A 20,848-nucleotide genomic window follows, 5' to 3' on the forward strand; every position below is an offset into this window, starting at 1 on the left:
CGCCTTCGCTGCTCGACCACCAGAGTCATCGGCCGGAACCCAACCGGAGGTCGAGCAGCGAGGAGCGCCAGCGACGAGCGCCCGTCGGAGGTCGAGCAGCGAGGAGCGCCAGCGACGAGCGCCCGTCGGAGGTCGAGCAGCGAGGAGCGCCAGCGACGAGCGCCCGTCGAGACCCCCGCAGCCCACAGGCAACGGTGATCGACGTCGCTGCCGGCTCACCGGGTCTCGACGGACGCTCAGGCGCTGAGCGCCTTCGCTGCTCGACCTCCGGTGCTCAGGGGAGGGCGACGACGCCGAGTTCGGCGACGGAGGCCAGCAGGTCGTTGCGGGGTACGACGCGGACGGTGTAGCCGAAGCCGCCGGAGTGGTCGAGGACCAGGTCGCCGTCGAAGCGGTGCCGGCCGGCGTCGTACGACTCGGCGAGCGTGAGGTCGAGGGCGGCGGCGTCGACGATCTCGTCCTCGCCGCTGGCGCGGCCGTGCACGAGCTGGACGCTGACGTCCTCGGGAGCGAGCTCGCCGAGAGCGACGAAGGCGCGCACGTGCAGGGTCGCGCCGACCTCGGGGGCGTCCCCGACGCCGCTGCTCTCCACGTGCTCCACCCGTACGCCGGCCCAGCCCGCGCGCACCCGGCGCTTCCACGCAGCCAGCTCGACGGCGCCGGCGTAGTCGCTGTTCAGCCGGCGGGCAGTGACCGCGGCGGGGGCGTAGAGCTGCCGGACGTAGTCGCGCACCATCCGGGTCGCGAGCACCTTCGGGCCGAGCGACTTCAGCGTGTGGCGCAGCATCTCCACCCACCGCGTCGGCACGCCCTCGTGGTCGAGGTCGTAGAACCGCGGCGTGACCTCGTGCTCGATCAGGTCGTAGAGCGCCTCGGCCTCCAGGTCGTCACGCCGGTCGGTGTCCTCCATCCCGTCGGCCGACGGGATGGCCCAGCCGTTCTCGCCGTCGTACCACTCGTCCCACCAGCCGTCGAGGATCGAGAGGTTCAGCCCGCCGTTGAGCGCGGCCTTCATGCCGGAGGTGCCGCACGCCTCGTAGGGCCGCAGCGGGTTGTTCAGCCACACGTCGCAGCCCGGGTAGAGCGGCTGCGCCATCGCGATGTCGTAGTTCGGCAGGAACACGATGCGGTGCCGGACCTCCGGGTCGTCGGCGAAGCGCACCAGCTCCTGGATCAGCCGCTTGCCCCCGTCGTCCGCGGGGTGCGACTTGCCGGCGATCACCAGCTGCACCGGGCGCTCGGGGTGCAGCAGCAGGCGCTTGAGGCGCTCCGGGTCGCGCAGCATCAGCGTCAGCCGCTTGTACGACGGCACCCGGCGCGCGAAGCCGATCGTCAGGACGTCGGGGTCGAGGGCCGACTCGATCCAGCCGAGCTCGGCCGGTGCCGCGCCGCGCTTCTCCCAGGACTGCTGCAGCCGGCGCCGGGCGTCGAGGACCAGCCGCTCGCGCAGCTGCCGCTTGACCGACCACACGTCGGTCCCGGGGACCTTGTCGACCGCGGCCCAGAACGCGTCGGTGTCGTCGCCGTCGGGGTCCGCCCCCTGGCCGGCGGCGAGGTCGAAGATCTCCCGGGCCACCCAGGTCGGCGCGTGCACGCCGTTGGTGATCGACCCGATCGGCACCTCGGACACGTCGAAGTCCGACCACAGCCCCTGGAACATGCCGCGCGAGACCACCCCATGCAGCTGGGAGACGCCGTTGGCACGCTGCGCCAGGCGGAAGCCCATCACGGCCATGTTGAACACCGCCGGGTCGCCGCCGTCGTAGTCCTCGCGGCCGAGCCCGAGGATCCGCTCCACGGGTACGCCGGGGGTGGCGCCCGCGTCGCTGAAGTACTGCTCGATGAGGCTCAGCGGGAAGCGGTCGATGCCGGCCGGGACCGGCGTGTGGGTGGTGAAGACCGTCGAGGCGCGGCTGACCTCGAGCGCCGTGTCGAAGTCGAGGCGGGGGCCGTCCTCGGCGACCGTGAGCTCGCGGATCCGCTCCAGGCCCAGGAAGCCGGCGTGGCCCTCGTTGGTGTGGAACACCTCCGGCTCGGGGTGGCCGGTGATCCGGCAGTACGCGCGCAGCGCCTTGACCCCGCCGACGCCGAGCAGCAGCTCCTGGCGCAGCCGGTGCTCGGAGTTGCCGCCGTACAGCCGGTCGGTCACGTCGACGTAGTGGTCGGGGTTGCCCTCGACGTTGGTGTCGAGCATCAGCAGCGGGACCCGCCCGACGCCCGCGACCCAGATCCGGGCCAGCAGCTCGGGTCCCTCGGGCAGGGCGATCGAGATCATCGCCTGCGACCCGTCGGGCTCGCGCAGCAGCGAGATCGGCAGCTCGTCGGGGTCGAGGACGGGATAGGTCTCCTGCTGCCAGCCCTCGCGGGACAGGGCCTGCTGGAAGTACCCGTGCCGGTAGAGCAGGCCGACGCCGATGATCGGCACGCCGAGGTCGCTGGCCGCCTTCAGGTGGTCGCCGGCGAGGATGCCGAGGCCGCCGGAGTACTGCGGCAGCACCGCGGTGATGCCGAACTCGGGCGAGAAGTAGCCGATGGCGCGGGGGCCGTCCGCTCCCGACTTCTGGTACCAGCGCTCCTGCGTGAGGTACGCGTCGAGGTCGGCCCGCGCGACGCGCAGCCGCTCCAGGAACCCCTCGTCGGCGGCGAGCTCGTCGAGCCGGGAGCGACCGACGGCACCGAGCAGACGGACCGGGTCGTGGCCCGTCGCCTCCCACAGGTCGGCATCGACCTCGGCGAAGACGTCCTGGCTCTCGGGGTGCCAGGACCAGCGGAGGTTCCCGGCCAGCTCGCCCAGGGCCGTCAGGGCCGCGGGGAGGACGGGACGGACGGTGAATCGTCGGATCGCGCGCACCGGAGCGACGCTAGCCCCTTCCCTGGATCGATCCAACCTCTCCGCCCGAGTCCGGTTCCATCCGCGGGCAGTGGGTACTCGAGGGCTGCCCTCGGGTCGGCCGTACGACTTGCCAGCCCGCCAGATCCGCTCGCTAGGTTGGAGCAATGGTCGGACGCATCCCCGTCATGAACGTCATGCCCGTGGTCGACCTCGGTCGGCTGCCGGCGAAGGCGACCGTCGACGAGCCCTTCCCGGTGACCGCCTCGGTGTTCCGGGAGGGTCACGACAAGCTGGGCGCCGAGGTGGTCCTCACCGATCCCGCCGGCGTACGACGCGACCCGGTCCGGATGAGCCTGGATCCCGAGGTGCCCGACCGGTACGCCGCCTGGGTGACGCCGGACGCTCCCGGGGCCTGGACCTTCGAGGTGCAGGCGTGGTCCGACCCGATCGGCACCTGGCAGCACGCCGCGGGCATCAAGATCCCGGCCGGGATCGACGTCGAGCTGATGTTCACCGAGGGCCGGCTGCTGCTCGAGCGGGTCCAGGCCGGCGTGCCGCGGAAGGACCGATCGGCGCACGAGCTGCTCGCCGGCGCCATTGCGGCGAGCACCGACAGCACCCGGCCCGCCGCGGCCCGCCTCGCGGTCCTGCAGTCCCCCGAGCTGACGGCGTTGTTGCTGGCCCACCCGCTGCGCGAGCTGGTCACGGTCGAGGGTCCCTACCCGGCGTACGCCGACCGTCCCCGCGCGCTGTTCGGCTCCTGGTACGAGTTCTTCCCGCGCTCCGAGGGCGCCACCAAGGACCCGAAGACCGGCACGGTCACCAGCGGTACCTTCGTCACGGCCGCGAAGCGGCTCGACGCCGTGGCCGAGATGGGCTTCGACGTGGTTTACCTGCCGCCGATCCACCCGATCGGCGAGGTCAACCGCAAGGGTCCGAACAACACGCTGACGCCCGGCCCGGACGACCCGGGCTCGCCGTGGGCCATCGGGTCCAAGGACGGCGGGCACGACGCCATCCACCCCGACCTGGGCACCTTCGAGGACTTCGACGCCTTCGTCGCCCGCGCCGGCGAGCTCGGGCTGGAGGTCGCCCTCGACCTGGCCCTGCAGGCCGCGCCCGACCACCCCTGGGTGACCCAGCACCCGGAGTGGTTCACCACCCGCGCTGACGGCACCATCGCGTACGCCGAGAACCCGCCCAAGAAGTACCAGGACATCTACCCGGTCAACTTCGACAACGACCCGAAGGGCATCTGCCGCGAGGTGCTCCGGGTGGTGCGGCACTGGATGTCGCACGGCGTGCGGATCTTCCGCGTCGACAACCCGCACACCAAGCCCCTGGCGTTCTGGGAGTGGCTGCTGAAGGAGGTCCGGCGCACGGACCCCGACGTGCTGTTCCTGTCCGAGGCGTTCACGCGGCCGGCGATGATGCACGGCCTCGGCGCCATCGGCTACCACCAGAGCTACACCTACTTCACCTGGCGCACCGCGAAGTGGGAGATCGAGGAGTACCTCACCGAGCTCTCCCGCGAGTCCGACCACCTGATGCGGCCGAACTTCTTCGTCAACACCCCCGACATCCTGCACGCCTACCTGCAGTACGGCGGCCCGGCCGCGTTCAAGGTCCGTGCCGTCGTCGCGGCCTGCGGCTCGCCGAGCTGGGGCGTGTACGCCGGCTACGAGCTCTTCGAGCACGTGGCGGTCAAGCCGGGCAGCGAGGAGTACCTCGACTCGGAGAAGTACCAGATCCGGATCCGCGACTGGGAGGCCGCGGAGCGCGAGAACCGCACGCTGGCGCCGTACCTCACCCGGCTGAACGAGATCCGCCGCGAGCACCCCGCGCTCCAGCTGCTGCGCAACGTCACCATCCACAGCACCGACGACGAGAACGTCCTGTGCTTCTCCAAGCAGGCCGGCGACGATCTGGTCGTGGTCGTGGTCAACCTCGACCCGCACGCCGCCCGCGAGACGATGGTCCACCTCGACCTGCCCGCCCTCGGCCTGGGCTGGGGCGACTCGCTCGTCGTCCACGACGAGATCACCGGGGCGGACTGGAGCTGGGGCCAGCACAACTACGTCCGCCTCGATCCCTACAACGAGCCCGCCCACGTGCTGAGCGTCAGGAGGACCGTGTGAGCCAGACCGAGCAGGAGACCGGACCCACCCCCGTGCAGGACGGCCCCCCGCTGGGCGAGGACCCGATCGTCGACGGTCACACCGACTCCGGCGTCGACGCCGAGTCGGCCGCGCACTCCACGCCCGACTGGTTCAAGACGGCCGTCTTCTACGAGGTGCTGGTCCGCTCGTTCCGCGACTCCAACGGCGACGGCACCGGCGACTTCCGCGGGCTGGTGGAGAAGCTCGACTACCTGGAGTGGCTGGGCGTCGACTGCCTGTGGATCCCGCCGTTCTTCCCGAGCCCGCTGCGCGACGGCGGGTACGACGTCGCCGACTACACCGGCGTGCTGCCGGAGATCGGCACCGTCGAGGACTTCCGCTACTTCCTCGACGAGGCGCACGCCCGCGGCATCCGCGTGATCATCGACTTCGTCATGAACCACACCAGCGACCAGCACCCGTGGTTCCAGGCCAGCCGCTCCGACCCGGACGGGCCGTACGGCGACTTCTACGTCTGGTCCGACACCGACGAGCTGTACCAGGAAGCGCGGATCATCTTCGTCGACACCGAGCCGTCGAACTGGACCTGGGACCCGGTGCGCCAGCAGTACTACTGGCACCGCTTCTTCTCCCACCAGCCCGACCTCAACTTCGACAACCCGAAGGTGCTCGAGGCGATGCTGGACGCGATGAAGTTCTGGCTCGACATGGGCATGGACGGCTTCCGGCTGGACGCCGTGCCGTACCTCTACGAGCGCCCCGGCACCAACGGCGAGAACCTCCCGGAGACCCACGAGGCGCTCAAGATCGTGCGGAGGTTCGTCGACGACAACTACCCCGGCCGGGTGCTGCTGTGCGAGGCCAACCAGTGGCCCGAGGACGTGGTCGAGTACTTCGGCGACTACGAGCTCGGCGGCGACGAGTGCCACATGGCCTTCCACTTCCCGGTGATGCCACGCATCTTCATGGCCGTACGCCGCGAGTCGCGCTTCCCGATCTCGGAGATCCTCGAGCAGACGCCGGCGATCCCCCACAACTGCCAGTGGGGCATCTTCCTGCGCAACCACGACGAGCTGACGCTCGAGATGGTCACCGACGAGGACCGCGACTACATGTGGGGCGAGTACGCCAAGGACCCGCGGATGAAGGCGAACATCGGCATCCGCCGGCGGCTGGCGCCGCTGCTGGAGAACGACACCAACCAGATCGAGCTGTTCAACGCGCTGCTGCTCTCGCTGCCCGGCTCGCCCGTCCTCTACTACGGCGACGAGATCGGGATGGGCGACAACATCTGGCTGGGCGACCGCGACGGCGTGCGCACCCCGATGCAGTGGACCTCCGACCGCAACGCGGGCTTCTCCTCGGCCAACCCCGGCAAGCTCGACCTCCCGGTGGTCCAGGACGCGATCTACGGCTACGAGTCTGTCAACGTCGAGGCGCAGCTGGAGAACTCCTCCTCGCTGCTGCACTGGACCCGCCGGATGATCCACGCCCGCCGGCACCACCCGGCGTTCGGGCTCGGCACCTTCACCGACCTCGGCGGCTCGAACTCCACCGTGCTCTCCTACGTGCGCGAGCACGTCGACGCCGACGGCACCGAGGACCTGATCCTCTGTGTCAACAACCTCTCCCGGTTCCCGCAGCCCGTCGAGCTCGACCTGCGCCGCTTCGAGGGACGGCGACCCATCGAGCTGCTGGGCGGGGTGCCGTTCCCGGTGATCGGCGAGCTGCCGTACCTGCTGACCCTCGCCGGCTACGGCTTCTACTGGTTCCGGCTGACCGTGCCCGAGACTCCCGAGGAGGGGCAGCTGCTGTGAAGGTGGAGCACATCGACCCGAACGTCCTCGCCGAGTACTTCGGCCGGACCCGCTGGTTCGGCGGCAAGGGCCGTCCCTTCGAGGTGACCGCCGTCGAGCGGCTGGGCGCGGTCCCCGGTGCGGTCGACGACGGCCCGCGGGTCGTCGTCCACCTCGTCGAGCTGACGTACGGCGACCCCGAGGGCGGCACCGAGCTCTACCAGGTCCCGCTGGCCCTCTACACCGAGGCCGAGAGCCGGCTCGACCACGCCTTCGTCGGCTGGTGGGAGGAGCCCGAGCACGGCTGGGTGCACGCGTACGACGCGCTGCACGACAAGGTCGCGATGGCCAGCTGGCTGCGCACCTTCGTCGAGGCCGAGGCGTCGCCGGACGGCACGGTCACCGACGCGGCGAGCGGCCTGAGCTTCCACCGGGTGCCCGGACACGCGCTCGACAGCGACGTGCACTCCGCGCTGTTCTCCGGCGAGCAGTCGAACTCCTCCGTCCTCTTCGGCGAGGACTCGCTGATGAAGCTCTTCCGCAAGGTCACCCCCGGCCGCAACCCCGACATCACCGTCCACGAGGTGCTGACCCGGGCCGGCTCCGAGCACGTCGCCGCGCTCTACGGCTGGGTGGACTGGCGCGACCCCGCCTCCGGGGAGGTCGTCCAGCTCGCGATGCTGCAGGAGTTCCTGCGCACCGCCACCGACGGCTGGGACCTCGCCCTGACCAGCGTCCGCGACCTGTTCGCCGAGGCCGACCTGCACGCCCACGAGGTCGGCGGCGACTTCGCCGGCGAGGCGTCGCGGCTCGGCGAGGCGCTGCGCGAGGTCCACACGGCGCTCGCGACCCACTTCCCCACCGAGGACCGCGGCGCCGAGGCGGCCCGCGAGCTGGCCGAGGCGATGCGGGCCCGACTCGACGCCGCGCTCCCGGCGGTCCCCGAGCTCGCCGCCCACGCCGACACGTTGCGGGCGGCGTACGACCGGGTCGCGGCGCTGCCGACGCTCTCGGTCCAGCAGGTCCACGGCGACCTGCACCTGGGCCAGACCCTGCGCACCTCCACGGGTTGGCGGATCGTCGACTTCGAGGGCGAGCCGGCCAAGCCGCTGGCCGAGCGTCAGCTCCCCGACTCGCCGTGGCGCGACGTCGCCGGGATGCTGCGCTCCTTCGACTACGCCCCCCGCGTCGTCGAGCGCTCCCACGACGAGGACGACGCCGAGAGCGCCGCCCAGCGCGCCTACCGGGCCGAGGAGTGGGCGCACCGCAACCGCAACCACTTCCTCGTCGCGTACGCCGGCGGCGAGGTGAGCGACGAGCAGCGGATCCTGCTCGACGCCTACGTCGCCGACAAGGCCGTCTACGAGACCGTGTACGAGACCCGCAACCGACCGACGTGGGTGTCCATCCCACTCGAGGCCATCGCGAGGATCGGAGACTCATGAGCACCTCGACCCCCCAGCCCGTCGCCCATCCCGTCGACCGGGAGCAGCTCGCGCAGATCGTGCGCGGCGAGCACGGCGACCCGCACGCCGTCCTCGGCCCGCACCCCCACGACGGCGGCGTGACCGTCCGGGTGCTGAAGCCGCTGGCCTCCTCGGTCACCGTCCAGTACGCCGACGGCGAGACCCGCCTCGAGCACGAGTACGAGGGCATCTGGGTCGGCGTGCTCCCGGTGCCCGACGTCCCCGACTACCGCGTCGCCGTCGCGTACGACGGCGGCCCGTCGGTCGTCGACGACCCCTACCGCTTCCTGCCGACCCTCGGCGAGGTGGACCTGCACCTGATCAACGAGGGACGGCACGAGCAGCTCTGGCAGGTGCTCGGCGCCCGGGTGCACCGCTACCCCGGCGCCCTCGGCGACGTCACCGGCACCTCGTTCGCGGTGTGGGCGCCGTCGGCCCGCGCCATCCGCCTCAAGGCCGACTTCAACGCCTGGGACGGCCGCGAGCACCCGATGCGCCAGCTCGGCACCTCCGGGGTGTGGGAGCTGTTCGTCCCCGGCGTCGGGACCGGCACGACGTACAAGTACGCCGTCCTCGGCGCCGACGGCGTGTGGCGCGAGAAGGCCGACCCGATGGCGACGTGGGCCGAACGGCCCGCGCAGACCGCGTCGAAGGTCTTCGAGTCGACCTACGAGTGGGGCGACCAGGAGTGGATGACGGCCCGCACGGAGAAGCAGCCGGTCACCTCGCCGATGTCGACCTACGAGATGCACCTCGCCTCGTGGCGGCGGGACAAGACCTGGGAGCAGCTGGCCGACGAGCTGCCGGCGTACCTCTCCGAGTTGGGCTTCACCCACGTCGAGCTGATGCCGGTGATGCAGCACCCGTTCGGCGGCTCGTGGGGCTACCACGTGACGTCGTACTTCGCGACGGACGCGCGCTTCGGCGACCCGGACGGCTTCCGGCTGCTCGTGGACCGTCTGCACCAGGCCGGGATCGGCGTGATCCTGGACTGGGTGCCCGGCCACTTCGCCACCGACGAGTGGGCGCTGGCGCGCTTCGACGGGACGCCGCTCTACGAGGACCCCAACCCCCAGCGCGGCTGGCACAAGGAGTGGGGCTCGCACATCTTCAACTTCGGGCGTCACGAGGTGCGCAACTTCCTCTACGCCAACGCGCTGTACTGGCTGGAGGAGTTCCACGCCGACGGGCTGCGCGTCGACGGCGTCGCCTCGATGCTGTACCTCGACTACTCCCGCGAGGAGGGCGAGTGGACGCCGAACGTGCACGGCGGCCGCGAGAACCTCGAGGCGGTGCAGTTCCTGCAGGAGATGAACGCGACCGTCTACCGGCGGGTCCCCGGCATCGTCACGATCGCCGAGGAGTCGACCTCCTGGCCGGGCGTCACCCGACCGACGTCCGACGGCGGCCTGGGCTTCGGGTTCAAGTGGAACATGGGCTGGATGCACGACTCGCTCGGGTACGTCGAGCACCAGCCGGTGCACCGCGCGTACCACCACGGCGAGATGACCTTCTCGCTCGTGTACGCCTGGTCGGAGAACTACGTGCTGCCGATCAGCCACGACGAGGTCGTGCACGGCAAGGGCTCGCTGCTGCGCAAGATGCCCGGCGACCGGTGGCAGCAGCTGGCCAACCTGCGCGCCTACCTCGGCTTCATGTGGGCGCACCCCGGCAAGCAGTTGCTGTTCATGGGGGCCGAGTTCGGCCAGGAGTCGGAGTGGGCCGAGTCGCGCGAGCTCGACTGGTGGCTCACCGACCACCCCGAGCACCGCGGCGTCCAGACCCTGGTCCGCGACCTCAACTCCGCCTACCGCTCCTCCGAGGCGATCTGGGGCCAGGACCACTCCCCCGACGGCTTCGCCTGGATCGACGCCAACGACGCCGGACGCAACGTCTTCTCGTTCGTCCGCCGCTCCCCCGGCGCCCCGGACGTGGCCTGCGTGTCGAACTTCGCCGCCATCCCGCACTTCGACTTCCGCCTCGGCCTGCCCGAGGCCGGCGAGTGGGAGGAGATCCTCAACACCGACGCGTCGGCGTACACCGGGTCCGGCGTCGGCAACCTGGGCTCCGTCACCGCCGTCGACGGCGAGTGGTCCGGCCAGCCCGCGCACGCCGACATCGTCGTACCGCCGCTGGCGACGGTGTGGTTCCGGCGGAAGGGCTGAGCCTGCGGGGGTCTCGGGGGTCTCGGGGGCCGCAGGTTCATCACGGTATGCAGACGAGCCGACGCTCTCCACGGTGGGTACGCCGTGGGCAGCGCGAAGTCGTCTGCATACCGTGATGGAGCCGCAATCGCGCCTGCCGGAGCCACCCCCACCCACCCACTACCCTGGCGGCGTGACCGAGCAGCCGACGACGACCGTGACCACGGTGGCCGTCGGGGTGGCCCGCATCTCGTGGGACGCCGGGCAACCCGTCGAGGTGGTCCGGCACGAGGTGGTCGCGGCGCTGCTGGACCACGCCCGGGTCGAGGCGCTGATCGACCCCGCCGACGAGGCCGGGCAGCGGGTGGCGACCTGGTCGGGGATGCGGCGCGAGGGCGTGATGCGCGGCGTGACGGTGGACGGCGAGCCCGCCGACCGGATCGTGTACGCACGGCTCGCCAGCGACCTTCCGGCGCACGAGCCCGAGGGGTTCCGGGCGCTGCTCAACTCGTTCCTCCCCCGCAAGCGCGCGATCTCGCAGCTGCTGGTGCGCGACGAGTCGGCGCGGGTGCTGCTGTGCCAGTTGACCTACAAGCAGGACTGGGACCTGCCCGGCGGCGTCGTCGAGGTCGGCGAGTCCCCCCAGGTCGCCGCGGGGCGGGAGGTCGAGGAGGAGCTCGGTCTCACCCTCGTCCCCGGCCCGCTCCTGCTGACCGACTGGCTGCCGCCGTGGAGCGGCTGGGACGACGCGCTGTGCCTGGTCTTCGACGGCGGCGTACGACCGGCGTCGCTCCTGGAGCAGATGGTCCGTCAGGAGCGTGAGATCCGCACCGCCGAGTTCTGCACGCTCGAGCAGGTCGACGAGCGGTGCGCCGACTTCACCGCCCGGCGGGTGCACTCCGCGCTGGCGAGCCTGGACGGCCGCGGGGCGTCGTACACCGAGTCGGGGCGGGCGTAGCCGCCGGTCGCCGCCCCGAGCGGAGCGCGACCAGCACGCCGACCACCAGCAGCAGCCCGCCGCCGGCCTCGGCGCCGTTCGGGACCTGGTCGAGCAGCAGCCACGCGGAGATCATCGCGACGACCGGGGCGAGCAGCACCCACGGCACCACGGCCGCCGAGGGGTTGCGGGCGAGCAGTGAGTTGAAGACGCCGTACCCGACCAGCGAGGCCAGCCCCGCCGTGTAGAGCGTCGAGAGGGCCGCCTGCCAGCCGAACGCCGCCAGCCCGTCGGCCACGGCGGACGGGCCGTCGACGACCAGGGCGAGCGCCAGCAGCGGCACCGGTACGACGGTCGCCGACCAGACCGTCAGCGACAGCCCGCCGGGCACCCGGGCGGCCCGCGAGACGACGTTGCCGATCCCCCAGGAGAGGGCGCCCAGCAGGCACAGCAGCAGGGCGGTCGCGGGCACGTGGCCGCCGCGGCCGAGGCCGACGACCACGAGGCCGACGACGCCGAGCAGCACGCCCGCCACCTGCGCCGCGGTGGGGATCTCGCGCAGCACCCCCGCGGCGATCACGATCGTGAAGACCACCTGCGCCTGGAGCACCAGGGCGGCCAGCCCCGGCGGCATCCCCGCGTCCATCGCGACGTAGAGGAAGCCGAACTGGCCGATCGACATGAACACCCCGACAGCCGCCAGGGTCCGCCACGGCACGGCCGGCCGGGGCACCAGCAGGATCGCCGGGAACACCACGAGCACGAACCGCAGGGCCAGGAAGAGCAGCGGCGGGACCCCGGCCATCCCCCAGTCGATGACCACGAAGTTGAAGCCCCAGACGGTGGCGACCAGGGCGGCGAGCAGGGAGTCACGGCGAGTCACCCCGCCACCCTCTCCGAGCACAACCATGAAGCACCAGCGAATCCTCGTGCGCATATCCTTGTAGCATCGCTACATGATCGACCTTCCCGCCCTCACCGCCCTCCGCGCCGTCGCGACCCACGGATCGGTGGTCGGCGCGGCCGACGCCCTCGGCTACACCCCGAGCGCGGTCTCCCAGCAGGTCAAACGGCTCGAGCGGCAGACGGGCGTCCCGCTGCTGGAGCGGGTCGGTCGCGGGGTGATGCTCACCGGGCACGGTCGCCACCTCGTCGACGAGGGCGGTCGACTGCTCGCCGACCTGGAGCAGCTGGAGGCCGGGCTGCACCGCCAGGCCGGCGCCATCTCGGGGCACCTGCGGCTCACGACGTTCTCGACCGCGATGCGCGGCCTGGTCGCGCCGGTCGTCCACGACCTGCTGACCACGCACCCGGACCTGACGGTGAGCCTCACCGAGCGCGAGCCGTGGGACACCGTCGAACTCGTCGCCACCGGGCAGGCCGACATCGGCGTCGTCCACCGCTGGGGCGACGTCGCGATCTCCGTGCCCGACCACGTCGCGACCACGCAGGTCGCCCAGGACGTCGCGGACGTGATCGTGCACCCCGCGCACCCGCTCGCCGGCCGCGACCGGGTCACGCCCGCCGACCTCGTCGACGAGGGCTGGATCGCCACCCCCGAGGGCACCATCTGTCGTCAGTGGCTGAACCGGATGTACGACGGCACCGGCCGGCTCCCCCGGATCGCGCACACCGCGATGGAGTTCGACTCCCACCTCGCCCTGGTCCGCGCGGGACTCGGCATCGCCCTGGTCCCTCGGCTCGGCCGCCAGCCGCTCGACGGCGTCGTCGCGGTGCGCGCCCACGACCCGGTGCCGACCCGCGACGTGGTCGCCGTCCACCGCCGCAGCATGGCCGACTCCCCCGCGGTCGCCGCGGTGCTCACGGCACTCAACTCGGTGGTCGAGTAGCCCCGAGGAACGAGGGGCGTATCGAGACCCAGACGCGAAACGAGGTCTCGATACGCCCGTCGCGGCTTCGTTCCTCAGCCGCGGGGCGAGAGAGACCTGGCGCGCGCCTCCTCGCCCTCGCAGGCTCGGGCGAGGCGCGCTCAGAACAGCGCGGAGGCGAGGGCCTGGCGGCCCTTGAGGACTCGGGAGTCGTCGTTGCCGACGGCGGCGAAGAGTCCCAGCAGGTGCTCGCGCGCGGCGTCCCGCTCCTTGCCGGAGGTACGACGGACCAGCTCGACGAGCCGCGCGAACGCGTCCTCGACGTGGCCGCCGTACAGGTCGAGGTCGGCGATGAGCGTCTGCGCGTCGACGTCGTCGGGCCGGTCCGCGGCGGCGGCGCGCGCGCCCTGCAGGTCGACGCCCTGCACCCGCTGCAGCACCTTGGCCATGGCCAACCCGGCGGCCGCCTCGGCGTCGGCGGGATTGGCGGTGACCAGCTTCTGGTACTCCGCGACGGCCTGGTCGACGTCGCCCGCGGCAAGGGCGTCCTGGGCGGGGGCGTAGCGCGGGTCGACGTACTCCTCCGCGTCCTCGCCCTCGGCGCCGGCGGGGCCGCCGGCGCGAGGCTGGTGGCGACCGGTCATGCCCTGGGCAGTGAGCTGCTGCATCACCTGGGTGAGCGCGGTGCGCAGCTCCTCCATCGGCAGCGCGTCCTGCAGCAGCGGCGCGGGCCGGCCGTCGAGCACCGCGACCACGAGCGGGATCGACGGGATCTGCATGGCCTGGGCGATCCCCGGCGCCGCGTCGATGTCGACGAGCCCGGCGAGGAAGCGGCCCTCGAACTCGCCCGACAGCACGGCGAGGTCGTCGGCCAGGCGGCCGCTCTCGGGCATCCGCGTGCGCGAGTAGAAGACGAGCAGCACCGGCGCGGTCATCGAGGACTCCAGGACGGCCTGGAAGCTCTGCTCGGTCACCTCGACGGCGTACGACGAGCCGCCGACCGGCGCGGCTCCGGGAGCGCCGCCGGCGGGCGCGCCCGGGGCACCGGCACCCGTCGGCGGGCCGCTCGGCGCGGGGCGCTGGAGCGCCGACAGGTCGATGGCACCGGGACGGGAGAACGGCTGCTGGCTCATGGGGCCAATCCTAGGAGCCTGCTCACGCGCGTCACGCCAGGCCCAGCTCGACGGCCTCCTCGTAGAGCTCGTCGCGGACGCTGGGGTGGGCGACCTGGATGATCTGGCGCGCCTGCTCGCGCTCGTCGACGCCGAAGACCTGGGCGACGCCCTGCTCGGTCACGATGGCGCTCATCTGGAACGACGTCACGGGTTCGTCGACCAGCGGCACGATCGTCGAGGTGTCGGCCTTGGGGTGCCAGGAGCGCAGCGCCATGAACGCCTGCCCGCCCTGGCTGTGCAGCGCGCCGACGTAGAAATCCGTCTGGCCACCGAACCCGGAGTGGATGCGCGCCCGGATCCGCGACGCGTTGACCTGGCCGAACAGGTCGACCTGGAGCGCGGTGTTCACGCTGACCATCTGGGGGTTCTGGGCGATCCGGGCGGGGCTGTTGGTCACCTCGGTCCGCTTCATCACGATCCGCTCGTTGCGGTCGACCCACTCCAGCAGCTCGGGCGAGCCGAACAGGAACGACGCGGTGATCGGCACGTTGCGGTCCAGCGCTCCGGCCTTCTCGAGCGCGAGCACGCTGTCGGAGAACATCTCGGTCCAGACCCGCAGCCCGGTGCGGCCGACCAGGCCGCGCAGCGTGGCGTCGGGTACGGCGCCGATCCCGGCCTGCAGGGTCGAGCCGTCGGCCACCCGCTCAGAGACCAGCGCGCCGATCCGCGCCGAGGTCTCGTCCACGACCCCGCGCGGCGCGTGCGGCATCTCCTCGTCGGCCTCGACCAGGACGTCGACCTGGTCCAGGTCGAGCTCGGCGTCGCCGTACGTCCAGGGCATCCGCGCGTTGACCTGCGCCACCACGATCCCGCCACGCCGGCGGCAGGCCTCCACCGCCGCGGGGAGCACGTTGACCTCCACCCCCAGCGACACCTTGCCGTCCCGCGGCCGGGTCGTGTGCAGGACGACGACGTCGGGCGGCAGCCGGTCGGCGAAGAGCCGCGGCACCATCGAGAGCCGAGCCGGCACGTAGCGCAGCCGGGGGCTGCGCCGCTGGCCCGGCCCGACGAACGACGACTCCAGGGTCACCCCGTCGCGGTCGGGCAGCCCGGGCTGGCCGTTGAGCGCCCACAGCCGGTACGACGGGAGCGCCGCGTCCAGCAGGCCGAGGGTGTGCCACGGGGTGGCGTGGTTGCCGGTGACGACGACGCGGGGGTCGGCGGGCAGGGTCTCGAGTGCGCGGGCGAGGTCCACGCCTCGATCTCATCACAGCCGTCCACCTCCCGCCCGGGACCGGGGTCACCGGCCGGCGGGACGTTCGTGCCGCGGTCGGCGGCGCCCTCAGCGCTCCCCGACGAAGGTGACCGCCGAGGAGAGCACCTCGCCGGTGGCCTCCCAGGCCCGGTCCCGGCTCGCCCCCGCGGCGTCCGCGAGACCCCGCGGGTCGGCGACCAGCCAGGCGCCCAGGAGCACGGCGAGCAGCGGTACGACAGCCCTCTTCAACGACGACACCATCCTCGGACACCCGGAGTCAGGACATGGAGCACTTCGAGGATGGCGCGGCGCAGGCCGACAGCGGCGCAGGCGCGCCGGTCCAGACCACCTAGGTGCCGGCCAGCAGCTCGTCGGCGGCGGCGTACGGGTCGCTCTCCCCCGCCACCACCTGCGCGGCGAGCGCGTCGAGCTCCGCGCGTCCGCCGACCTCGGCCCACCGCGACCGGAGCGCCGTGACGGCGATCGCCTCGATCTCCCGCCGCGCCCGACGGGTACGTCGGCGCACCAGCTCGCCGGTGGAGTCCAGCCAGTCCCGGTGCTCGTCGACGGCGGCGGCCAGCTCGGGGAGGCCGGTGCCGGCCTGCGCGACGGTGGCCAGCACGGGCGGCCGCCAGGCGTCCTCGGGGCGCTGCGCGAGGTCGAGCATCGAGCGCAGGTCGCGGCGGACCCGGTCGGCTCCGTCGCGGTCGGCCTTGTTGACGACGTACACGTCGCCGATCTCCAGGATCCCCGCCTTGGCGGCCTGGATGCCGTCGCCCATGCCGGGCGCGAGGAGCACGAGCGTGGTGTCGGCCTGGGCCGCGATGTCGACCTCGCTCTGGCCGACGCCGACGGTCTCGACGACCACGACGTCGTACCCGGCGGCGTCGAGGACCCGGATCGCCTGCGGTGTGCTCCAGGCCAGCCCGCCGAGGTGGCCGCGGGCGGCCATCGAGCGGATGTAGACGCCCTCGTCGGTGGCGTGGTCGGCCATCCGCACCCGGTCGCCGAGCAGGGCGCCGCCCGAGAAGGGCGACGACGGGTCGACCGCCAGGACGCCGACCCGCCGGCCCGCCGAACGCAGCTCACGCACCAGCGCGTTGGTGGTGGTGGACTTGCCGACGCCGGGCGAGCCGGTCACGCCGACGACGTGGGCGCGGCCCGCATGCGGGGCCAGGGCGGCCGTCACCTCGCGCAGCAGGGGCGACTCGTCCTCGACGAGGGAGACCAGGCGCGCAACGGCACGGACCTCGCCGGCGCGAGCGCGCGCGACGAGGTCCGTGGCGGAGGCGTTACTTCTTCGGGACACGCACGATCAGCGCGTCGCCCTGACCGCCGCCGCCGCACAGGGCGGCCGCTCCGACGCCGCCACCGCGGCGCTGGAGCTCCAGGGCGAGGTGCAGCACGACGCGGGTGCCGGACATGCCGACCGGGTGACCGAGGGCGATCGCGCCGCCGTTGACGTTGACCTTCTCGTCGTCGAGGCCGAGCTCGCGGGCCGAGGAGATGCCGACCGCGGCGAAGGCCTCGTTGAACTCCACGAGGTCGAGGTCGGTCGGGGCGATGCCCTCCTTCTCGCACGCCTTCGCGGTCGCGGCCGCCGGCTGCAGCTGGAGGGTGGAGTCGGGACCGGCGACCTGGCCGTGCGCGCCGATCTCGGCGAGCCACTCCAGGCCGAGCTCCTCGGCCTTGGCCTTGCTCATCACCACGACCGCGGCGGCGCCGTCGGAGATCTGGGAGGAGGAGCCGGCGGTGATGGTGCCGTCCTTGGAGAACGCCGGGCGCAGCTTGCCGAGCGACTCGGCGGTGGTGTCGCCCCGCACGCCCTCGTCGGTGGAGACGACGACCGGGTCGCCCTTGCGCTGCGGGATCGAGACCGGCACGACCTCGTCGTCGAAGACGCCGTTCTTCCAGGCGGCCGCGGCCTTCTGGTGCGAGCGGGCCGCGAACTCGTCCTGCTCGGCCCGGGTCAGGTTCTCCGACGCGCCGTTGCGCTCCTCGGTCAGCATCCCCATGGCCTGGCTGGTGACCTGGTCGAACAGCGCGTCGTACGCCATCGAGTCGACGAGCTTCACGTCGCCGAACTTGATGCCCTCGCGCGACTTCGGCAGGAAGTGCGGCGCGTTGGTCATCGACTCCATGCCACCGGCGACGACGATCTCCACCTCGCCGGCGCGGATCAGCTGGTCGGCGAGGGCGATCGTGTTCAGGCCGGAGAGACAGACCTTGTTGATCGTCATCGACGGGACGCTCATCGGGATGCCGGCGGCGACGGCGGCGGTGCGGGCGGGGTTCTGGCCGGCCCCGGCCAGGATCACCTGACCCATGATCACGTAGTCGACCTGGTCACCGGAGACTCCGGCCTTCGCGAGCGCACCCTCGATGGCGTGGCCGCCGAGCTGGGCGGCGGTCAGATCCTTCAGGCCGCCGGAGAGGCGGCCGATCGGGGTGCGGGCCCCGGCGACGATGACGCTAGACATGGATTCCTCCGGATGGAATGGGGGCGGACGTGCCGATGCTTCGGACCCTACCCACGCCCCCCGGGGGTGGCGAGGGCCAGCGCGAAGCCCCCTGTGTCGCACTTCTCACAAGGGGTCGCCGACCCCGTCGCCGTCGTACGACCATGAGCGCCATGAGCGCCTCCACGACCGGGACCGAGCTCCCGCAGCACCTGTTCACGGCCATCGACCACGTCGGCATGGCCGTGCCGGACCTCGACGAGGCGATCGCCTTCTACCGCGACATCCTCGGCATGACCCTGGCCCACCAGGAGGTCAACGAGGAGCAGGGCGTCCGCGAGGCGATGATGGCCGTCGGCGACTCCGGCTCGTGCGTGCAGCTGCTCGCCCCGATCGACGAGACCTCGACGATCGCCAAGTTCATCGACCGCAACGGTCCCGGCTGCCAGCAGGTCGCCTACCGCGTCGAGGACGTCGAGCAGGTGAGCGCGATCCTGCGCGAGCGCGGCCTGCGCCTGCTCTACGACGCCCCGAAGCGCGGTACGTCGGACTCGCGGATCAACTTCGTGCACCCCAAGGACGCCGGCGGCGTGCTCGTCGAGCTGGTGCAGCCGGCCGCGCACGGCCACTGACCGGTCCGGATCAGGGCCGCACCCACCGGAACCTGACCACCTGGCCGGGCCGCGCCTGCGCGGCCCGGTCCACGTCGGCGTCGACCACGACGCCGGCGACCGGGTAGCCGCCCGTCACCGGGTGGTCGGCGAGGAACACGACCGGCTCGCCGCCCGGCGGCACCTGCACGGCGCCGCGCCACACGCCCTCGCTGGGCAGCTGGCGGCCGGGGTCGCGGTGGGCCAGCGCGCCGCCGAGCAGCCGCATGCCCACCCGGTCGCTCTCCGAGGAGACCGTCCAGCTGCCGGCGGTCAGCCGGTCGGCGTCGTCCAGCCAGCCGTCCCGGGGACCGCGGACCAGCCGCAGCTCGACCACCTCGGGCAGGTGGAGCGACGGCAGCAGGTCGACGGCCGGCAGCACGCCGGTCGCGACCCCGACCGGCAGCTCGTCCCCCACGTCCAGCGGCGCCGGACCGATGCCCGACAGCACGTCGCGGCTGCGCGACCCGAGCACCGCCGGCACGTCGATCCCGCCGCGGACGGCGACGTACGACCGGAGACCGACCGCCGGCACCCCGAGCCGAACGACGTCCCCCGCCCGCGCGGTCGCGACGTACGACGGCCCCATGTCGCGCCCGCCGACCCGCACGGGCGCCGGTGCACCGGTCACGCAGAGCGTCACCGAGCCGCCTACGACCTCCAGCTCCAGCCCGCCGAGCAGCACCTCCAGGCCGGCGGCGTCCTCGGGGTTGCCCACTGCGCGGTTCGCGAGCCGGAGCGCGCCCCGGTCGGCGGCACCGGAGCGGCCGACGCCGATCGCGGCGTACCCGGGACGGCCGAGGTCCTCGACCAGGGCGAGGGGGCCGGGCCGCCGTACCCGCAGCAGCGTCATCGGCCCGCCTCGGTGAACCGCACCTCCGCGCCGCGCCGCAGCAGGGCCGGCGGGTCGCGGTCGAGGTCCCACAGCCGCACCTCGGTGCGGCCGATCAGCTGCCAACCGCCCGGTGACGACCGCGGGTAGACCCCGCTGAACTCCCCCGCCAGCCCCACGGCGCCGGCCGGCACCGACGTGCGAGCCCGGTCGCGGCGCGGCACCCGCAGCCGCGGGTCGCCGCCGACCAGGTAGCCGAAGCCGGGGGCGAAGCCGCCGAAGGCGACCCGCCAGGGGGTCCCCGTGTGCGCCGCGACGACCTCGGCCTCGGTGAGGCCGGTCAGGGACGCGACGTCGGCGAGGTCGGGGCCGTCGTACACGACCGGGATCTCGATCAACGGGGGCTCGAGGCCGCCGCCGCTGGTGGCGTCCGCACGGACCGAGCGGAGCGCCTCGCGCACCCGCTCGGGCACGGCGTCCTCGGCGAGCACCACCAGCACCGTCTCGGCGGCGGGTACGACGTCGGCGACGCCCGCGGGCCGGTCGGCGTCCAGCGCGTCGGCCCAGGCCAGCGCACGCTCGACGCTGCCGAGCTCGACCAGCACCGCGCGGTCGCCGTACGGCAGCAGGGCGGGCGCGTCACTCACGAGAACGCCCGCAGCGCGACCCCGGATCCCTCGAGGCGGGCGCGGACCGCGCGGACCATCGCGACCGCGCCCGGGGAGTCGCCGTGCACGCAGACCGACTCGGCCTCGATCGCGACGACGCTGCCGTCCACGGCGACGACGGTTCCCTCGGTGACCAGGCGCAGCACCCGGTCCGCCACCTCGGCCGGGTCCGTGAGCAGCGCGCCCTCCTGCGAGCGCGGCACCAGCGTCCCCGCGGGCGTGTAGCCGCGGTCGGCGAACGCCTCGCGCACCGTGCCCAGCCCGGCCCGCTCGGCGGCGGCCAGCAGCGCGGACCCGGGCAGACCGAGGACGGGGAGCCGGGCGTCGTACGCCGCGACCGCGTCGACGACGGCCGCGGCCTGCTCCTCGTCGTGCACCGCAGTGTTGTAGAGCGCGCCGTGCGGCTTCACGTAGGTCACCCGGGTGCCGGACGCCCGGGCGATCCCGTCCAGCGCCCCGAGCTGGTAGAGCACGTCCGCAGTCAGCTCGGCCCGCTCGTAGGCGATGTAGCGCCGCCCGAAGCCGGCGAGGTCGCGGTAGCCGACCTGGGCGCCCACCCGGACGCCGTGCTCCGCGGCCGCCGTACAGGTGCGACGCAGGGTCAGCGGATCACCCGCGTGGAACCCGCAGGCGACGTTCGCGCTGGTCACGGCGGCCAGGACCGCCGGATCGTCGCCGAGCTCCCAGCGGCCGAAGGACTCCCCGACGTCGCTGTTGAGGTCCACGGTCAGGTCCACGAGGTCA

Annotated in this window: 17 protein-coding genes; 7 read left to right on the forward strand and 10 right to left on the reverse strand. The window is 72.9% G+C overall.

Features of this window, described 5'->3' with window-relative positions:
- Nucleotides 1-274 precede the first annotated feature (274 nt).
- Complete coding sequence (gene glgP, locus VMF51_RS21340; RefSeq protein ID WP_325476490.1) at nucleotides 275-2,851, reverse strand: alpha-glucan family phosphorylase; 2,577 nt, start codon at nucleotides 2,849-2,851, stop codon at nucleotides 275-277.
- Between the two features lie 146 nt (nucleotides 2,852-2,997).
- On the opposite strand from glgP, the gene VMF51_RS21345 reads away from it, so the two are divergent.
- The 5 genes from VMF51_RS21345 (at nucleotide 2,998) to VMF51_RS21365 (ending at nucleotide 11,317) form a co-directional block, all read left to right on the forward strand.
- Complete coding sequence (locus tag VMF51_RS21345) at nucleotides 2,998-4,971, forward strand: alpha-1,4-glucan--maltose-1-phosphate maltosyltransferase (protein WP_325476491.1); 1,974 nt, start codon at nucleotides 2,998-3,000, stop codon at nucleotides 4,969-4,971.
- 65 nt (nucleotides 4,972-5,036) lie between these two features.
- Entirely contained in the window at nucleotides 5,037-6,770 is a 1,734-nt protein-coding gene (gene treS, locus VMF51_RS21350) for a maltose alpha-D-glucosyltransferase (protein ID WP_325476562.1), read from the forward strand.
- Nucleotides 6,767-8,194, forward strand: coding sequence for a maltokinase N-terminal cap-like domain-containing protein (locus VMF51_RS21355; protein ID WP_325476492.1), 1,428 nt, complete (start codon nucleotides 6,767-6,769; stop codon nucleotides 8,192-8,194). Before treS ends, VMF51_RS21355 begins: the two co-directional genes overlap by 4 nt.
- Nucleotides 8,191-10,380, forward strand: a complete 2,190-nt coding sequence (gene glgB, locus VMF51_RS21360; RefSeq protein ID WP_325476493.1) for a 1,4-alpha-glucan branching protein GlgB — start codon at nucleotides 8,191-8,193, stop codon at nucleotides 10,378-10,380. The genes VMF51_RS21355 and glgB overlap by 4 nt, the downstream gene beginning before the upstream one ends.
- A 172-nt stretch (nucleotides 10,381-10,552) precedes the next feature.
- Nucleotides 10,553-11,317 carry an NUDIX hydrolase gene (locus VMF51_RS21365; protein WP_325476494.1) on the forward strand — a complete coding sequence of 255 codons (765 nt, stop codon included), beginning with the start codon at nucleotides 10,553-10,555 and terminating at the stop codon, nucleotides 11,315-11,317.
- Here VMF51_RS21365 and VMF51_RS21370 read toward each other — a convergent pair.
- Nucleotides 11,238-12,179: an EamA family transporter gene (locus VMF51_RS21370; protein WP_325476495.1), complete on the reverse strand. Its 942-nt coding sequence runs from the start codon at nucleotides 12,177-12,179 to the stop codon at nucleotides 11,238-11,240. The genes VMF51_RS21365 and VMF51_RS21370 overlap by 80 nt on opposite strands.
- Before the next feature lie 73 nt (nucleotides 12,180-12,252).
- On the opposite strand from VMF51_RS21370, the gene VMF51_RS21375 reads away from it, so the two are divergent.
- The gene (locus tag VMF51_RS21375) at nucleotides 12,253-13,146 is read left to right on the forward strand and encodes a LysR family transcriptional regulator (RefSeq protein ID WP_325476496.1); all 894 of its coding nucleotides are present in this window, start codon (nucleotides 12,253-12,255) and stop codon (nucleotides 13,144-13,146) included.
- Nucleotides 13,147-13,286: 140 nt separating this feature from the next.
- Here VMF51_RS21375 and VMF51_RS21380 read toward each other — a convergent pair whose 3' ends face one another.
- From VMF51_RS21380 to VMF51_RS21400, 5 genes are all read right to left on the reverse strand, one after another.
- The gene (locus tag VMF51_RS21380) at nucleotides 13,287-14,258 is read right to left on the reverse strand and encodes a co-chaperone YbbN (protein WP_325476497.1); all 972 of its coding nucleotides are present in this window, start codon (nucleotides 14,256-14,258) and stop codon (nucleotides 13,287-13,289) included.
- Nucleotides 14,259-14,289: 31 nt separating this feature from the next.
- Nucleotides 14,290-15,495, reverse strand: coding sequence for an acetyl-CoA hydrolase/transferase family protein (locus VMF51_RS21385; protein ID WP_325476498.1), 1,206 nt, complete (start codon nucleotides 15,493-15,495; stop codon nucleotides 14,290-14,292).
- An 87-nt stretch (nucleotides 15,496-15,582) separates the two neighbouring features.
- Nucleotides 15,583-15,744: a hypothetical protein gene (locus tag VMF51_RS21390; RefSeq protein ID WP_325476499.1), complete on the reverse strand. Its 162-nt coding sequence runs from the start codon at nucleotides 15,742-15,744 to the stop codon at nucleotides 15,583-15,585.
- Nucleotides 15,745-15,844: 100 nt separating this feature from the next.
- Nucleotides 15,845-16,804, reverse strand: coding sequence for a methylmalonyl Co-A mutase-associated GTPase MeaB (gene meaB, locus VMF51_RS21395; protein ID WP_325476500.1), 960 nt, complete (start codon nucleotides 16,802-16,804; stop codon nucleotides 15,845-15,847).
- A complete protein-coding gene (locus tag VMF51_RS21400) occupies nucleotides 16,788-17,975 on the reverse strand; it encodes an acetyl-CoA C-acetyltransferase (RefSeq protein WP_325476501.1) in 1,188 nt (395 codons plus the stop codon). The genes meaB and VMF51_RS21400 overlap by 17 nt, the downstream gene beginning before the upstream one ends.
- Before the next feature lie 152 nt (nucleotides 17,976-18,127).
- Between VMF51_RS21400 and mce the strand changes: the two genes are divergently transcribed.
- On the forward strand, nucleotides 18,128-18,586 hold the full coding sequence (gene mce, locus VMF51_RS21405) for a methylmalonyl-CoA epimerase (RefSeq protein WP_325476502.1): 459 nt from the start codon (nucleotides 18,128-18,130) through the stop codon (nucleotides 18,584-18,586).
- Between the two features lie 10 nt (nucleotides 18,587-18,596).
- Here mce and VMF51_RS21410 read toward each other — a convergent pair whose 3' ends face one another.
- From VMF51_RS21410 to VMF51_RS21420, 3 genes are read right to left on the reverse strand one after another with little or no spacing between them, the layout of a single operon-like run.
- Nucleotides 18,597-19,457: a biotin-dependent carboxyltransferase family protein gene (locus VMF51_RS21410; RefSeq protein ID WP_325476503.1), complete on the reverse strand. Its 861-nt coding sequence runs from the start codon at nucleotides 19,455-19,457 to the stop codon at nucleotides 18,597-18,599.
- The gene (locus VMF51_RS21415) at nucleotides 19,454-20,083 is read right to left on the reverse strand and encodes an allophanate hydrolase subunit 1 (protein WP_325476504.1); all 630 of its coding nucleotides are present in this window, start codon (nucleotides 20,081-20,083) and stop codon (nucleotides 19,454-19,456) included. Before VMF51_RS21415 ends, VMF51_RS21410 begins: the two co-directional genes overlap by 4 nt.
- On the reverse strand, nucleotides 20,080-20,835 hold the full coding sequence (locus VMF51_RS21420) for a 5-oxoprolinase subunit PxpA (RefSeq protein WP_325476563.1): 756 nt from the start codon (nucleotides 20,833-20,835) through the stop codon (nucleotides 20,080-20,082). The genes VMF51_RS21415 and VMF51_RS21420 overlap by 4 nt, the downstream gene beginning before the upstream one ends.
- Nucleotides 20,836-20,848: the final 13 nt, after the last annotated feature.

It is taken from the genome of Nocardioides sp., assembly GCF_035503875.1.
Lineage (GTDB): Bacteria > Actinomycetota > Actinomycetes > Propionibacteriales > Nocardioidaceae > Nocardioides.

Bases quoted from the DNA above. Each gene is read 5' to 3' on its own strand.
- VMF51_RS21345 (WP_325476491.1), top strand. From the start codon at position 2,998: ATGGTCGGACGCATCCCCGTCATGAACGTCATGCCCGTGGTCGACCTC.
- glgB (WP_325476493.1), top strand. From the start codon at position 8,191: ATGAGCACCTCGACCCCCCAGCCCGTCGCCCATCCCGTCGACCGGGAG.
- VMF51_RS21375 (WP_325476496.1), top strand. From the start codon at position 12,253: ATGATCGACCTTCCCGCCCTCACCGCCCTCCGCGCCGTCGCGACCCAC.
- VMF51_RS21380 (WP_325476497.1), bottom strand. From the start codon at position 14,258: ATGAGCCAGCAGCCGTTCTCCCGTCCCGGTGCCATCGACCTGTCGGCG.
- VMF51_RS21400 (WP_325476501.1), bottom strand. From the start codon at position 17,975: ATGTCTAGCGTCATCGTCGCCGGGGCCCGCACCCCGATCGGCCGCCTC.
- mce (WP_325476502.1), top strand. From the start codon at position 18,128: ATGAGCGCCTCCACGACCGGGACCGAGCTCCCGCAGCACCTGTTCACG.
- VMF51_RS21410 (WP_325476503.1), bottom strand. From the start codon at position 19,457: ATGACGCTGCTGCGGGTACGGCGGCCCGGCCCCCTCGCCCTGGTCGAG.